We start from the raw sequence: 14,883 nt of genomic DNA, 5'->3' as shown, positions 1-14,883 counted from the left end.
TTCCTCAGTCGGTAGGGTGAGTGGCCCAACGACGGGAGGTCGCCATTGACGTCGTTCTCGGGCCAAGCCTTCTTCGGCAGGGAAAGCGAACTGGCGGCGGTCTTCGACGTGGTCGGGCGGGTGCCGGCGGCCGGGTTGGTGACGGTCGTGGTGTCGGGGGAGCCGGGGATCGGCAAGTCCAGCCTGCTGGCCGAGACGTGCCGCCGGCTGCGTGACCGGGGCTGTCCGGTGGCCGTCGCGGAGTCGGACGACGTGAGCAGGCGCATCCCGTACGCGGCGGTGGCCACGGCGTTGCGGTCGGTGCCGGTGACCGGTGATGTGCAGGCCGCGCTGGACGCGTTGGACCTCACCTCCACGCCGGACGCCTCCTGGTTCGGCCGCTCCTGCGAACTGGTCGCCCGCGTGCTCACCGGCCTCACCGCCCAACGGCCCGCCGCCCTCGTCCTGGACGACCTCGACCAGGTGGACGACGACTCGCTGGCCATGCTCGCCGTCGTCCTGCGCCGGGTCACCGCCGCACCGCTCGTGCTGATCACCGCCGCCCGCACCCACCACCACAACCCCGGCGTCGGCGAACTGCTGGACCGGCTCGAACGCCACGCCGAGGTGGTGCGGGTGGAGCTGGCCCCGCTCAGCGGCGGCGACGTGGCGCGGATCGTGGAGACGGTCCTCGGCACCCCGGTGGACGACGGCCTCGCGCACGAGGTGCACCAGCGCGCGGACGGCAACCCGTTCTTCGCCGTCGAGATCGCCCGGTCGCTGCGCGAGCTGGACCTGGTCGCGGTGGACGGCAACCGGGCCCGGCTCACCGTGTCACCGTCGGCCATCCGGCTCACCAGACGGGAAGCCGTGCTGCGCCGGGTCGCGCCGCTGGACCGGGACACCAGGGCGGTGGCCCGCGCGGTGTCGATCTTCCGGCGGGTGCGGCTGGACCAGATCGGGCTGCTCGCGCGGGTGTCGTCGCTGCCCGAGGACACCGTGGTGGACGCGTTCGACGGGCTGCTGCGCGCGCACATCGTGGTCCGCGACGACGACCGCGGCTACCGGTTCTCGCACGCCCTGGTCGGCGAGGCGCTGTACCAGGAGATCGGCCCCGCCCAACGCCGCCACCTGCACAGCCTGATCAGCGCCCGCCTGCTGGACGACCGCGAGCGCGGCCTGGCCGTGGACGAGATGGAGCTGGCCTGGCACCTGGCCGAGTCCGCGCCGCCCGGCGACCTGCGCGCGATCCGGGTGATGGCGCAGGCCGCCGCGGCGAACCGCACCACCGCACCGGAGACGGCGGCGGCGTTGTGCGCGCGGGCGTTGGAACTGCTGCCGGTGGCCGCGCCGGAACGGGCCGGGCTGCTGGCCTCGCAGTGCCGTGCACTGGCCCACGCGTCCCGCCCGGCCGCCGCCATCGCACCCGGCCTCGCCGCGCTCGACGTGCTGCCGCCCGGCCCGGACCGGTCGCGGTGCGCGGTGGTCGTGCTCACCAGCCTGTTCCTGGTCGGCCGGATGACCGAGGCGCTGCGCCTGGCCGACGCGGAACTCGCCACCGGCAACGCGCCAGCCGCCCTGCACGCACAGCGCGCGCTGCTCCTCGTCTTCACCGGACGTCACGCCGAAGCCCTGGCCGCCGCCGACCGGATCGAGGCTATGCCGTTCACGTCCGCAGCCGAGGGCGTGGTGGTGTTCGACCGGCTGGCGGTGATCACGTCGATGCTGTTCCGGCACGACAAGACGGTCGAGTACGCGAACCGCTCCCTGCGTTCCGCCGCCGGCCAGCCGATCCTCGAACTCCAGGCGCTGGCCGTCGGCGCGTCGACCGGCGCGCTCGCGGGCCTCGTGCACGACGCGACCTGGCGCCTTCGCCGGGCGGAGGAACTGCGGGAACGAACCGGCGGCCACGCGTTCCGCGGTGAGCTGGAGATGGCGCGGGTGGCGCTGGACTGGTTCGGCGGAGCGTGGGACGCGTGCCTGGAACGCGTGGGCCGGGCCGCCGCCGAGCTGGAGTCGCGGCAGGAGCTGATGATGCTGGACGGCCTGCGCGCGATCGAACTGGAGGTCCGCACCTGGCGCGGAGAACTCGACGTGGCCGCCCGGCTTGCCGCTCTCACACCGCCGACCAGCCCGAACATGTCCCGCCTGCACGCCCTGGCGATGGCCGGTTACCTGGCCGCGCGCGGGGACGTGGAAAGGGCCCGGACCACCCTGGTCGAGGCTGTGGACGACGACGGCATGACCGCGTACAGCTGCGTGCTGCTGGGCCGCCTGATCGAACTGGACCTGGCGCACGGTCGGGAGGAAGAGGCGCGGCAGACGGTGAAGCGGCTCTGCGGGGTGGCGGCCGACCGGGTCGCGCCGTGGACCCGCGCCACCGTTCGACGGGTCCACGGCCTGACCGACCGGGACGCCGACGTGCTCCGCGAGGCCGTGCGGGAGGCGGAGGCCGGCGGTCTGGTCTTCGAGAAGGCCCGCGCCCAACTGGCCCTGGGCGTGGTCGACCGCGAAGCCGTGCCGGAACTCCTCGACGCCTACGCCCTGTTCCAACGCCTGGGCGCGCACGGCCTGCGCCGCCAAGCGGGCGGTCGGCTGCGCGAACTCGGCGCGAAGGTGCCACGAGCCCGTGCCAAGGCGCCCGGCGTGCTGACCGAGGCGGAGGAGAACGTCGCCCGGCTGGTGCAGCAGGGGATGCGGAACCGGGACATCGCCGCCGCCCTGCACTACAGCCCGCGCACCATCGAGGTCTACCTGTCCCGCATCTACGCCAAGCTGCACGTGTCCTCGCGCCTTGAGCTGGCCCGCGCCCTGGACGCCCGCGCCTGAGCAAAGATTTGCCGGAAGTCAGCCGGACGGCGTGTCCGCTCACGTACTCTCCTCGCACGGCGGCGCCCTCCCACGGAGCCGCGGGTCCTGTCACTCGTGTCGTCCGGGGGGACTTCGTGAAAAGACTTGCCACTGTGCGCCTGCTCGCCCTGCTGACGGCCTTCCTGGTGGCCGCGGGGTGCGCCTCGCTCGCCGACCTGGCGGACCTCCAGTCCCGCATCCAGGAGGACGGGTACACCAACGTCTCGGTCCACCACCAGACGTCCAACGGCCGCGACCGGTTGACCATCTCAGCCGTCACGACCGACACGGACGACACCGGCGCGCGCATCGCCCGCGCCGCCTGGGACACGTACCAGGGTGAAATCGACGAGCTGGTGGTCACCGTCAACGGCAAACCGCGCGGAGTCACCGCCAAGGAGCTGGAGCAGACGTACGGCGCGCGCCAGATCCGGCCCGAGGCGACGGGTGGCAGCTCGACCGGGGGTTGGGTCGCCGGTGTCGGCATCCTCCTGCTGCTTTTGATCGGCGGCGTGATCGCCGTGCTGGTCGGGCGGAGTCGCCGCCGCACCCGGCGGATCCAGCAGATGCACCAGGATCCGCCGTACCCGTACTACAAGCAGCCCTGACCACCGGCGCCTTCGAGTCGGCCGCTTAGTTGTCGTGGAGTCCCCACTAACCGACCGGTAACTTCCGGTGTTGCCTGGTCGGTGTGGAGGTCATCGCGGACGCCGGGCGTCGGGAGCTGTCGTTCGACGGCTTCCGCTTCCCGCTGCCCGCCGAGATCGACGACGCCTCCGCGCTGGCCCTGGCCCACCACGGCGTCACCGCGTGGCACCTCCTCCGGACGTGTGCGCACCTGCGGCAGGGTGAGTCGGTCCTGGTGCACGACGCGGCGGGCGGGGTGGGTGCGCTGGCCGTGCAGCTCGCGGTGAGCTTCGGCGCGGGCCGGGTGGTGGCCACCGCGCCGACCCAGGCTCAGCGGCGGCTGGCGGTGCGGCTCGGTGCCGACATCGCAGTGGACTCGTCCGCGCCCGGCCTCACCGAACGGCTGCTCGCCGGAGGCCTGGTCGACGTCGTGGTCGGCCTCCCCGCGAACACGTCCACCCACCAGACCGGCCCGCTTCCGGCGGGTGTGTTGCCGAGCGGCACCCCTCTGCCCGGCGCGCTCGCGACCGCCACATTCCCGACCTGTCCCAGCCCGGTCGACGGCGCGCTGGCCCTGCTCGCCCCCTTCGGCCGCCTCGTCTGCCACGGCGAACCGGTCGACGTGGACCCGGTGCGGCTTGGATCCCGGGCGGTGGTGGGGTTTCGGTTGGGCGACTGCTTGGCCAAGCCGGAGATGGTCGTCGCCGCGCTGAGCGAGCTGATCGGCCTCACGTCCGCCGGTCGGCTGCACCCGCTCGCGTCCGCCCGGACCGTCCGTTGAGGAGTCCCATGCGCACCGCCTACACCACCTGCCCGCTGTGCGAGGCCACCTGCGGCCTGGAGTTGACCGTCGAGGACGACCGCATCACCGCCGTCCGAGGCGACCGGAAGGACACCTTCAGCAACGGCTTCCTCTGCCCCAAAGGCGCCTCGCTCGGCGCGCTGGACGCCGACCCGGACCGCCTCCGAACGCCCCTCGCCCGCCGCGACGGCGAGTTCGAACCCGTGTCCTGGGACGAGGCGTTCACCCTGGTGGACGAAAAGCTGACCGCGATCATCGCCGAACACGGCCGGGACGCGGTGGCCATGTACCTGGGCAACCCGACCGTCCACTCGCTGGCCGGCGGCCTGTACGCGGGCGTGCTGCGCAAGGCGCTCGACTCGCGCAACGTCTTCACCGCTGCCACCGTGGACCAGATGCCCAAGCACGTGTCGTCCGGCCTGCTCTACGGCGGGATCTTCACCATCCCCGTGCCCGACATCGACCGCACGGACTTCCTCCTGCTGCTGGGCGCGGACCCGTTCTCCTCCAACGGCAGCCTGTGGACCGTGCCGGACGTGCCGGGCCGGCTCAAGGCGCTCCGCAAGCGCGGCGGGGCGTTCGTCGTGGTCGACCCGAGGCGCAGCCGCACCGCCGCCGCGGCCGACCGGCACCTGCCGATCGTGCCGGGCACGGACGTGTTCCTGTTGCTGGCCATGGTGAACGAGCTGTTCGCCGCGGACCTGGTCGACCTCGGCGCCCTCGCCCCGCACGTCACCGGGGTGGACGGGGTGCGGGCGTTGAGCGAGCCGTTCACCCCGGAGGCGGTGGCGTCGCGGTGCGGTGTCGCCGCGGACGAGATCCGGGCGTTGACGCACCGGCTCGCGGCGGCGCCTCGCGCGGCCGTGTACGGGCGGATCGGCACCACGACGGTCGAGTTCGGCACGGTCGCGAGCTGGCTGGTCGACGTGCTGAACATCCTCACCGGCAACCTGGACCGGCCCGGCGGCGCGATGTTCCCGCTGCCCGCGCACATGCGGCGCGGCACGGGTACGGGCAAGGGTTTCACGACCGGCCGGTGGCACAGCCGGGTGCGCGGACTGCCCGAGGTGGCGGGGGAGCTCCCGGCGGTCACGCTGGCCGACGAGATCGGGACGCCCGGCCCCGGCCAGGTCCGCGCGCTGGTCACCGTGGCGGGCAACCCCGCGCTGTCCCTGCCCAACTCCGCCCGCCTCGACGCCGCCCTGTCCACTGTGGACTTCATGGTTTCGGTCGACCCGTACCTCAACGAGACCACCCGGCACGCCGACGTGATCCTGCCGCCACCGCCGCCCAGCCGACGCGGCCACTACGACCTCGCGTTCCTGTCGTTCGCGGTGCGGAACGTGGCCAAGTACTCCCGCCCCGCCGTAGAGCCGACCCCCGGTGAACCCGACGAGGGCGACATCCTGCTGCGGCTGACCGGCATCTTCGCAGGTCTGGGCCCCGACGCCGACCTCGACGCGTTGGTCGGCCTGTCCGGCGAATCGCCGCACACCCGCGAGGAACGGCTGTTGGACGCACGCCTGCGGTCCGGCCCGTACGGGCTGTCGGTGGACGCCCTGCTCGACCAGCCGCACGGCGTCGACCTCGGGCCGTTGACCAGCCGCGTGCCGGAGATCCTGCGCACCCCGTCCGGCCGGATCGAGCTGTGCCCGGACCCGATCGCGGCCGACGTGCCGCGCGTGCTCGAAGCGTTGCGCACGCCGGTCGACGGTCTGGTGCTGGTCGGCCGCCGGCACCTGCGGTCGAACAACTCGTGGCTGCACAACGTGCCGGTGCTGGTGAAGGGCAAGCAGCTGTGCACGCTGCTGGTCAACCCGGACGACGCCGACCGGATCGGCCTGGTGGACGGCGGCCCGGCCCGCGTGACGTCACGGGTCGGCGAGGTCGAGGCCACCGTGGAGGTCAGCGCCGACATGGCCGCCGGAGTGGTCAGCCTGCCGCACGGCTGGGGCCACGACCGGCCCGGCACCCGCCTCGCCACCGCCGAGGCCCACCCCGGCGTGAACGTCAACCTGCTCACCGACGACCTGGCCGTGGACCCGCTCTCCGGCACCGCCGTCCTCAACGGCGTCCGCGTGCACGTCACCCCCGTCCAGCCGGCGCAGCCCGTCCAGCCCGCCAAGTGAGGAGCACCGCCATGCCCGTGACCACGGCGCGCGTCACCGCCGACCTGCCCTTCGTGGCCGCCCAGGTGCACGACGACCGGGTGGCCTGGCGCCACCTGCGCGACGGGCAGTGGCACGACCTGACGTACACCGAGGTCGCCGAGTGGGTCATGGAGTTGGCGTCCGGCCTGGTGCACCTGGGCATCGCGCCCGGCGACCGGGTGTGCGTGCTGTCCGAGACCCGGCCCGAGTGGTCGGCGGTGGAGCTGGCGGTGCTCGCGGCGGGCGGCGTGGTGGTGCCGATCTACGCGTCCAGCGCGCCGGAGGAGTGCGCGTGGATCATCGGCGACTCGGGCGCCGTGCTCCTGATCGCGGAGACCACTGAGCAGCGGGCCAAGGTCGACGGGATCCGCGACCAGGCGCCGGCGCTGCGCGACGTGATCGTCATGGACGACGGCGGCCTGGCCGAACTCCGGTCGCAGGGCCGCACGTCGCCGCTGCCCGCCGAGCTGGACGACCGCCGCGCCGCGATCGACCCCGACGACCCGACCGTCATCATCTACACCTCCGGCACCACCGGCCCGCCCAAGGGCTGCGTGCTGACCAACCGGAACTTCATCACCATGTGCCGGCTCACCGAGGAGCTGTCGTACGTCCTGGTGGACGACGTGGTGTACCTGTTCCTGCCGTTGGCGCACGTGTTCGCGCAGATCGTGCACCTGTCCGCGATGCACGTCGGCGCCACGCTGGCGTTCTACGGCGGTGACGCGACGAAGATCGTGCCGGAGCTGGCCCAGGTGCGGCCGACGTACCTGCCGTCCGTGCCCCGGATCTTCGAGAAGGTCTACACGGCCGCCACCGCCGGTGTGCCGGAAGACCAGCTGCGCCAAGCGGTCAAGGTCGGGCTGGCGGTCCGCGAGCTCCAGGCCGCCGGTCGACCCCTGCCGCCGGACCTGGCCGCCGCGTTCGCCACCGTGGACCCGGTGTTCGCCAAGGTGCGGGCGATCTTCGGCGGCCGGCTGCGCCAGGCGCTGTCCGGCGCGGCGCCGATCTCGGTCGAGGTGCTGGAGTTCTTCACCGCCGCCGGCGTGCCCGTGCTGGAGGGGTACGGGATGAGCGAGTCCACCGGCGTGGGCACGGTGAACACGTTGACACGGCACAAGTTGGGCTCCGTCGGCACGTTCGGCATGGCGGGCCTCCAGCTCAAGGTGGATGAGGACGGCGAGATCCTGATGAACGGCCCGCACGTGTTCGCGGGCTACTGGAACAACCCCGCCGCCACCGCCGAAGTGCTCACCGACGGCTGGCTGCACACGGGTGACCTGGGCGAGGTCGACGACGACGGCTTCGTCACCATTACCGGCCGCAAGAAGGACATCATCATCACCGCGGGCGGCAAGAACATCGCCCCGGCCAACGTCGAGAACCAGCTCCGCCAGTCCCGCTGGATCTCCCACGCCGTCGTGTACGGCGACCGCAAGCCGTACCTGGTCGCCCTGATCACCCTGGACCAGGACGAGGTCGTCCCCTGGGCCACCGCGCAGGGCCTGCCCGCCGACCTCCCGACCCTGGCCCGGACACCCGAGGTCCAGGCGTTGATCCAGCAGGTCGTGGACGAGGCGAACTCCCACTTCTCCCACCTCTCCCAGGTCAAGCGCTTCACGATCCTGGACCGGGACCTGAGCCAGGACGACGGCGAGCTGACGCCGACGTTGAAGGTCAAGCGCAGGGTCGTCCACAGCACCCACGCCGAGCGGTACAACGAGCTGTACGCGTAACGGCCCACTGGACGCCACAGACTGGACGCCACCGGGGAAAGCCTTTACCGTTTTAGGTCACAGACGATGACCCGACCTGCCTCCGCCCAGGTCAGCGCACGACAACGACCCGTGGAGGCTTCTGTGGCGCCCAGCCCAGGCGTACCGAACCGAGGCGTACCCAACCGACGCTCAGCGTCCCGCACCCGGCGTCTGTCGACGACCTTTGCCACCACCTTGGCCGTGCTCGCGGCCACCTTGGTGTCCGCCGCGCCGGCGAGCGCGGCCCCCGTCCTGCTGTCCCAGGGAAAACGGGCGGTCGCCTCCTCGGCCGGCCAGGGCTTCGCGGCCGGTCTGGCGGTGGACGGCACGTCGTCCACCCGCTGGGCCAGCGTGGGCGGCATCGACCCGTCGTGGATCTACGTCGACCTCGGCGTCACCGCGACCATCACGAGGGTCCGGCTCCAGTGGGACCTGTCCTGCGCCCGCGCGTACCGGGTCGAGACGTCGGCCGACGCGACCACGTGGACGAGCATCCACTCGACCGCCGCCGGCCAGGGCGGTGTCGAAGACCTGGTGGTCAGCGGCCGGGGCCGGTACGTCCGGGTGTACGGCACCACGCGGTGCCGCACGGCGTCGTACTACGGCTACTCCTTGCAGGAGTTCCAGGTCTTCGGCGAGACCGGCCAGGCGGACACCGTGCCGCCGTCCCCGCCGCCGAACCTGCGTTCCGCCAACATCACGTCCACGTCCGTCGACCTGGCCTGGGACCCGGCCACCGACAACGTCGGCGTCACGTCCTACGAGGTCTACCAGCAGGGCCAGTTCGTCAAGTCGGTCACCGGCACGTCCACCACCGTCACCGGCCTGAACCCCAACGGCACCTACATCTTCTACGTCAACGCCAAGGACGCCGCCGGCAACATCTCCCAGGCCAGCAACAACACCGAGGTGCGCACACCGCCCGCGCAGGCCGACACGGAGAAGCCCACCGCGCCGACCGGCCTGCGCGCCACCGGCGTCACGGCGAACTCGGTGTCCCTGGCGTGGAACGCTTCCACCGACAACATCGGCGTGACCCGCTACGAGGTGCACGCCGGCGGCGCGAAGGTCGGTGACGCCACCGGCACGTCGGCCACCATCGGCGGGCGCAGCCCGAACACCGCGTACACGTTCACCGTCCGGGCGTTCGACGCGGTCGGCAACGCCTCCGACCCGAGCACGCCGGTCACCGCCACCACGCCGTCCGGCGGCGACCAGGTCGGCACGGTCACGCAGCTCGCCACCGAGACGGATCTCCCGTGGGGCTTGGACTTCCTGCCTGACGGCTCCGGCGTCTACACCAGGCGCGACGCGTTCGACATCGTCAAGCTGTCGCCGTCCGGCGTGAAGACGAACCTGGGCGCCGTGCCGGGCGTCGCGGGCACGAGCGGAGAAGGCGGCCTGCTCGGCGTGGAGGTCTCGCCGACCTTCGCCGCCGACAACTACCTGTACGTCTACCACACCGCCGCGAACGACAACCGGATCGTGCGGATCAAGGTGCAGAACAACGCGTTGGTGGCGAGTTCGCTCCAGGTGCTGCTCACCGGCATCCCGCGCAACCGCTACCACAACGGCGGCCGGCTGCGGTTCGGCCCGGACGGCAAGCTGTACGCGGGCACCGGCGACGGCCAGAACGCGAACTGGGCGCAGGACCTCGCCAACCTGGGCGGAAAGGTGTTGCGGCTCAACACCGACGGCTCCGCGCCGACCGACAACCCGTTCTACGGCAACGGCGGCAACGCCCGGTACGTGTGGACCTACGGCCACCGCAACGTGCAGGGCCTGGCGTTCGACGGCCAGGGCCGGTTGTGGCAGGCCGAATTCGGCAACAGCGTGATGGACGAGCTGAACCTGTCCCAGAAGGGCGGCAACTACGGCTGGCCCGCCTGTGAGGGCACGTCCGGCAACTGCTCCGGTTACGTGGCGCCGAAACGGACGTGGACCACGGCCAGCGCCTCGCCCAGCGGCATCGCCATCGTCAACAACGCCCTGTACGTCGCGGCTTTGCGCGGCAGCAGGCTCTACCGGCTGGAGATCAGTGGCACGTCGGTCGGTTCCGAGACGACCCACTTCCAGGGCACCTACGGCCGGCTGCGCACGGTCGAACCGGCGCCGGACGGCAGTCTGTGGCTGACGACCAGCGACGGTGACAAGGACAGCACTCCCAACAACTCCAACACCCGCATCCTCCGCGTGCAGCTGAACTGAATAGGCTGTCGTCCGTGAGATGGGCGTCCTTGTCGCTGGTGCTCGTGCTGGTCGCCGGCTGCGCGGACAGCCGCACCGTGGCCATTGACGAAGTGCCGGTGGCGGTGGACTCGGCGATCACCACCGAGGACGCCTCGACCGGCACGTTCGCCGTCGACTGCGGGCGCAACGAGTCGCGTCACCTCAACGCGGACAACATGGTCATCGCGCCGGGGCAGCCGTTCGGCGCGCACCACACCCACGAGTACGTCGGCAACACCAGCACGAACGCCGGCTCCACGGACGAGTCGCTGGCCGCGGCCGGGACCACCTGCCGGGCCGGCGACCCGTCCACCTACTACTGGCCGGTGCTGCGGCTGACCGACCGCACCGGCCACGACGAGCACGAGCCCGGCGGCGGGGTGCACGGCAACACCGGTGAGGTGCTGCCGCCGGCGGACGTGGACATCACGTTCGCCGGCAGCCCGGTCAGCCGGGTCGTGGCGATGCCCCGGTTCCTGCGCATGATCACCGGCGACCCGGCCGCGCTGAACACCGGACGCGGCCGGGCGCGGTGGAGCTGCACCGGGTTCGAGGACCGGCACACCGACCGCTACCCCGAATGCGCGCCCGGCGGCAAGGTCCTGCGCACGTTCGAGTTCCCCAGCTGCTGGGACGGCCGCAACACCGACAGCCCGAGCCACCGGGCGCACGTCGAGTTCCCGGCCGCCAACGGGGTGTGCCGGACCGGGACGTTCCCGGTGCCGAAGCTGCGCGTCCGGGTCGCCTACGACGTGCCCGACGGCGCCCCGTACGCCATCGACAGCTTCCCCGAGCAGTTGCGCGATCCCGGCACCGACCACGCCATGTTCGTCAACGTCATGCCAGTGCCGCTGATGGACCGCGTCACGGCCTGCTTGAACACCGGCGAGAACTGCTCCTAGGAACTTCTTCCGCCCACGGTGAACCGAACCGGTCCGACATCCGTGTCCGGGGAGGGAGTTGACGAGAGGAGTGGGTGGATGGCGGCTCTGTGGTCCCGGAAACGGGAGGCCGCGGCCGACGAGGCACTGGTCCGGTCCCTCTACGAGGAACACGGCCGGGCGCTGCTCGCGTACGCGACGCGGTTGACCGGTGACCGGGCGGCGGCCGAGGACGTCGTCCAGGAAACCCTCGTGCGCGCCTGGCGGCACCCGGACGCCCTGGTCAACGGCAAGGGCTCGGTCCGCGGCTGGCTGCTCACCGTGACGCGCAACATCGTCACCGACCGGATCAGGGCGAAGGCGGCGAGACCGCGGGAGGTGGCCGAGACGCCCGAGGCCCCGCCGGTGCAGCGCGACCACGCCGATTCCGTGGTGGACTCGATGGTGGTGCTCGAGGCCCTGGACCGGTTGTCGTCCGACCACCGCGACGTGCTGATGGAGATCTACTTCCGGGGCCGGAGCGTGACCGAGGCGGCCGAGGCGCTGGGGGTGCCGCCGGGCACGGTGAAATCGAGATCGCACTACGCGCTGCGGGCCCTGAGAGAGACGTTCGTCGGGCAACAGGTCGCGCTGAAGGGGGTGGCCGGATGACCACGAACCACGATCCACAGCTGCTGGGCGCCTATGTGCTCGGCGTGCTCGACGAGCGGGAGGCGCGTGCCGTGGAGGACCACTTGGCGTCCTGCCCGCGGTGCCGCGCCGAGGTGGACGGGCTGCGGGTGATGGAGGAGGTGATGGGCGAGGTGCCCCCCGAGGCGCTGCTCGACGGCCCGCCCGACGGCGGTGACCTGCTGTTGCAGCGGACGCTGCGGCAGGTGCGGTCCGAACGCGACAGCCGGGTGGTCCGTCGGAGGATCGGCATGGGGTTGGCCGCGGCGGCGGTGGCCGCGATCGTGCTGGGCGGCGGTTTCGCGGTCGGCCGGGGCACCGCGCCCGACGGCGGCCAGGCCCAGCAGCACACCACGCTGCCCGCGCCGCCGGCCGGGACCAGGCTCGGGTCGGCCACCGACCCGGTGACCGGCGCCCGGATGACCGCGCAGGTCAGGCCCGCCGCCGGGTGGGTGCGGGTGAACGCGTCCGTCGCGGGCGTCGCGAAGGGCGAGAAGTGCAAGCTGTTCGTCGTCGCCAAGGACGGCAGCAGCCACGAGGCCGGCAGCTGGCTCGTCTCCCCGGCCGGCGAGAAGGACGGCACCAACCTGGACGGCTCGGCGCTCATCGCGCCCGAGGACGTCGCCGCGGTCGAGGTCCGCAACTTCGAGGGGGAGCGGATCGTCACGGTTCCCGTCTAGGTACTGAATGCCCCCGTGCGCACGTCGCACGGGGGCATTCACCCGTTCAGGGCTTGAGCACGACCTTGCCCACGGTGGCGCGGCCTTCCAGCGCGGCGTGCGCCTTGGCGGCCTCGCTGAGCGGGAACACCGTGGTCAGCGGCGTGAGGCGCTGGTCGGCCAGAGCGCGCAGCGACAGTTCCTCCAGCCCGCGCAGGTTGGTGCCCTTCATCATCCGCGGCCCGACCGCGACCGTGGCGGTGATGCCGAGGCGGTAGAGGTCGGCGGTCTCGATGCGCGTGGGCTCGCCGGCGGACCAGCCGAACAGCACGATCCGGCCGCCGACGCCCAGCAGGTCCAGCGCCTCGCGGCCGGGTGCGCCGCCGACGCCGTCGAGCACGACGGTCACCTCGCCGATCCCCTCCGACCAGCCGGGTCGGGTGTAGTCGGCCACCACGTCCGCGCCCAACTCCCGGACCAGGTCCAGCTTGGCGGTGCTCGCGACACCGACCACCTTGGCCCCGACCGCCTTGGCCTCCTGCACGAACAACGCGCCCAACCCGCCCGCGGCCGACGTCACCAGCACCACGTCGTCCGAGGTGATCTCCGCGATCCGCAGCACCCCGACAGCGGTCCGGCCGGTGCCGATCATGGCCACCGCCGCCTCGTCCGACACGTGGTCCGGCAGCTCGTGCAGCGACGCCGCGTTCGCCACCGCCAACTCGGCATAACCGCCGCTCGCCTGCCCGAGGTGGGCGGTGACCCGCTTGCCCAGCCAGTGCGCCTCGACCCCGTCACCCACTCGCGTGACGACGCCGGCGACCTCCCGGCCCGGCGTCATGGGCAGTGACGGCAGCGGGAACGGCCCGCCGCCCTCACCGCGGCGGATGGTCGTGTCGAGCAGGTGCACCCCCGCCGCGGACACCGTGATCCGGACTTGGCCGGGCCCCGGCTCCGGGTCGGGCGTCTCCTCGTAGCGCAGGTTCTCGGCCGGACCGAACTCGTGCTGGCGGATGGCGCGCATCTTCGTAGTCCCCTCTGCCTGTGGTCTGCCCGCAACGCTAGGAGTTCGAGCTAACTGGAGGTCAAGCGAACCCGGCGGGGAGCGGTAATTCCTTTGACCACAACACCTCTCCGGCGGGATAGTCGTATGGACACCGCAGTGGTGTCCGGCCAATCGGAGGGGATCATCGTGGAGAGCAGGGAAACCGAGTGGAACGGCTCGGCGACGCGCGTCTCCGGTAATGCGGGCGCACGCTCCTGACCTGTGCGCACGGTGATCCGGCGAGACGGCGCGGAATTGTTCCGATAACTGGTCCGGCCTATTCGGTCGCGGTGTCGGAATGGTGATTCGCGCGGCACGCCGGCCCGGCCTTCATGGGGTGGGTCGGGACGGAAGAAAACCCCGGCACGACGGGGTGTGGGACTCCTGTCGGGAACGGGGGCGGGCTCGTGCGCCCGCCTCCACCGGGTCTGTCATTGGTTTGCCGTTCGGGGCGCGGGGGTAGTCGGTGGTCGTCCGGAGCCCGTGCAAGACGGGCTCGTGGTCCTCAGTTGGAGGGCGAGATGACCCACCACTCGACCGCCGGTCGTGTCAAGGTCGCGGGTCTCCAGCCCGCCCAGGTGTTGGCGGGCCTGGTCGGCCTGGTCTTCCTCGCGTTGGGTGTGCTGGGCTTCGTGCGGACCGGGTTCGGCGATTTCGCGGGTGATCAGCACGCGACGCTGCTCGGGTTCGCGCTCAACCCGCTGCACAACGTGGTCCACCTGGTGTTCGGTGTGCTCGGCCTGGTGATGGCGAGCACGTCCGGTCTGGCCAGGCTCTACGGCTGGCTGCTGTTCCTCGGCTATGGCTTGGTAGCGCTTTGGGGCCTCGCTCTGGCCGGTGTCTTCGCCACCAACCCGGTTTCGGGGCTGGGCAACCCGTTGGCGTTGAACACCAACGACAACTGGCTGCACCTCGGCCTCGCCGCCGTGGGTCTGCTGATCGCGGTGCTCCCGGCCCGGCGCAAGCTGGTGACGGAGCCGGTGGTCGAGCAGCCGGTCGCCGAACGCCCGATCGACGAGCGCCCGGTGGCGGACCAGCGCGCGAGCATCCGGGATCCGCAGGCGCAGATGGATCCGACCACCCAGGAGATGCCGACCCAGCGTTCGGGCGTGCACCCGAACGACCGGATCGAGTCGATGGACCCGACCGTGCAGCCGCGGCCGGTCCAGCCGGTCGACCCGGCCGTCGAACAGCACAGGGCACGGCGCGGCCACTGACACATGAGGCAACAGTGC

Annotated in this window: 11 protein-coding genes; 10 read left to right on the top strand and 1 reads right to left on the bottom strand. The window is 72.0% G+C overall.

Annotated features, from left to right (window positions below; translation table 11 throughout):
• Window positions 1-45 precede the first annotated feature (45 nt).
• From F4560_RS22025 to F4560_RS21985, 9 genes are all read left to right on the top strand, one after another.
• Complete coding sequence (locus F4560_RS22025) at window positions 46-2,808, top strand: ATP-binding protein (RefSeq protein ID WP_184922754.1); 2,763 nt, start codon at window positions 46-48, stop codon at window positions 2,806-2,808.
• A 116-nt stretch (window positions 2,809-2,924) separates the two neighbouring features.
• The gene (locus tag F4560_RS22020) at window positions 2,925-3,437 is read left to right on the top strand and encodes a hypothetical protein (protein ID WP_184922752.1); all 513 of its coding nucleotides are present in this window, start codon (window positions 2,925-2,927) and stop codon (window positions 3,435-3,437) included.
• An 83-nt stretch (window positions 3,438-3,520) separates the two neighbouring features.
• Window positions 3,521-4,237 (top strand): zinc-binding dehydrogenase, encoded by a 717-nt coding sequence (locus F4560_RS22015; protein ID WP_312869411.1) that lies wholly within the window; start codon window positions 3,521-3,523, stop codon window positions 4,235-4,237.
• 8 nt (window positions 4,238-4,245) lie between these two features.
• On the top strand, window positions 4,246-6,387 hold the full coding sequence (locus F4560_RS22010) for a molybdopterin oxidoreductase family protein (protein ID WP_184922750.1): 2,142 nt from the start codon (window positions 4,246-4,248) through the stop codon (window positions 6,385-6,387).
• Window positions 6,388-6,398: 11 nt separating this feature from the next.
• Window positions 6,399-8,144, top strand: coding sequence for an AMP-dependent synthetase/ligase (locus tag F4560_RS22005; RefSeq protein ID WP_184922748.1), 1,746 nt, complete (start codon window positions 6,399-6,401; stop codon window positions 8,142-8,144).
• 222 nt (window positions 8,145-8,366) lie between these two features.
• The gene (locus F4560_RS22000; protein WP_312869410.1) at window positions 8,367-10,373 is read left to right on the top strand and encodes a PQQ-dependent sugar dehydrogenase; all 2,007 of its coding nucleotides are present in this window, start codon (window positions 8,367-8,369) and stop codon (window positions 10,371-10,373) included.
• Window positions 10,374-10,387: 14 nt separating this feature from the next.
• On the top strand, window positions 10,388-11,296 hold the full coding sequence (locus tag F4560_RS21995; protein ID WP_312869409.1) for a DUF1996 domain-containing protein: 909 nt from the start codon (window positions 10,388-10,390) through the stop codon (window positions 11,294-11,296).
• A 78-nt stretch (window positions 11,297-11,374) separates the two neighbouring features.
• On the top strand, window positions 11,375-11,926 hold the full coding sequence (locus F4560_RS21990) for a sigma-70 family RNA polymerase sigma factor (protein ID WP_184922744.1): 552 nt from the start codon (window positions 11,375-11,377) through the stop codon (window positions 11,924-11,926).
• Window positions 11,923-12,624 (top strand): anti-sigma factor family protein, encoded by a 702-nt coding sequence (locus tag F4560_RS21985; RefSeq protein ID WP_184922742.1) that lies wholly within the window; start codon window positions 11,923-11,925, stop codon window positions 12,622-12,624. The genes F4560_RS21990 and F4560_RS21985 overlap by 4 nt, the downstream gene beginning before the upstream one ends.
• 46 nt (window positions 12,625-12,670) lie before the next feature.
• On the opposite strand, the gene F4560_RS21980 is transcribed toward F4560_RS21985, so the two are convergent.
• Window positions 12,671-13,627: a zinc-binding dehydrogenase gene (locus tag F4560_RS21980; RefSeq protein WP_184922740.1), complete on the bottom strand. Its 957-nt coding sequence runs from the start codon at window positions 13,625-13,627 to the stop codon at window positions 12,671-12,673.
• Window positions 13,628-14,169: 542 nt separating this feature from the next.
• Here F4560_RS21980 and F4560_RS21975 point away from each other — a divergent pair.
• Window positions 14,170-14,865 (top strand): DUF4383 domain-containing protein, encoded by a 696-nt coding sequence (locus F4560_RS21975; protein WP_184922738.1) that lies wholly within the window; start codon window positions 14,170-14,172, stop codon window positions 14,863-14,865.
• The last annotated feature ends 18 nt before the right edge of the window (window positions 14,866-14,883 follow it).

Origin of the sequence: Saccharothrix ecbatanensis, assembly GCF_014205015.1 — a bacterium.
GTDB classification, from domain to species: domain Bacteria; phylum Actinomycetota; class Actinomycetes; order Mycobacteriales; family Pseudonocardiaceae; genus Actinosynnema; species Actinosynnema ecbatanense.
This window is presented reverse-complemented; position numbering and strand designations above follow the sequence as displayed.

Coding starts and splice junctions, on each gene's coding strand:
- F4560_RS21990 (WP_184922744.1), top strand. CDS start 11,375: ATGGCGGCTCTGTGGTCCCGGAAACGGGAGGCCGCGGCCGACGAGGCA.
- F4560_RS22010 (WP_184922750.1), top strand. CDS start 4,246: ATGCGCACCGCCTACACCACCTGCCCGCTGTGCGAGGCCACCTGCGGC.
- F4560_RS21980 (WP_184922740.1), bottom strand. CDS start 13,627: ATGCGCGCCATCCGCCAGCACGAGTTCGGTCCGGCCGAGAACCTGCGC.
- F4560_RS21975 (WP_184922738.1), top strand. CDS start 14,170: ATGACCCACCACTCGACCGCCGGTCGTGTCAAGGTCGCGGGTCTCCAG.
- F4560_RS21985 (WP_184922742.1), top strand. CDS start 11,923: ATGACCACGAACCACGATCCACAGCTGCTGGGCGCCTATGTGCTCGGC.
- F4560_RS22005 (WP_184922748.1), top strand. CDS start 6,399: ATGCCCGTGACCACGGCGCGCGTCACCGCCGACCTGCCCTTCGTGGCC.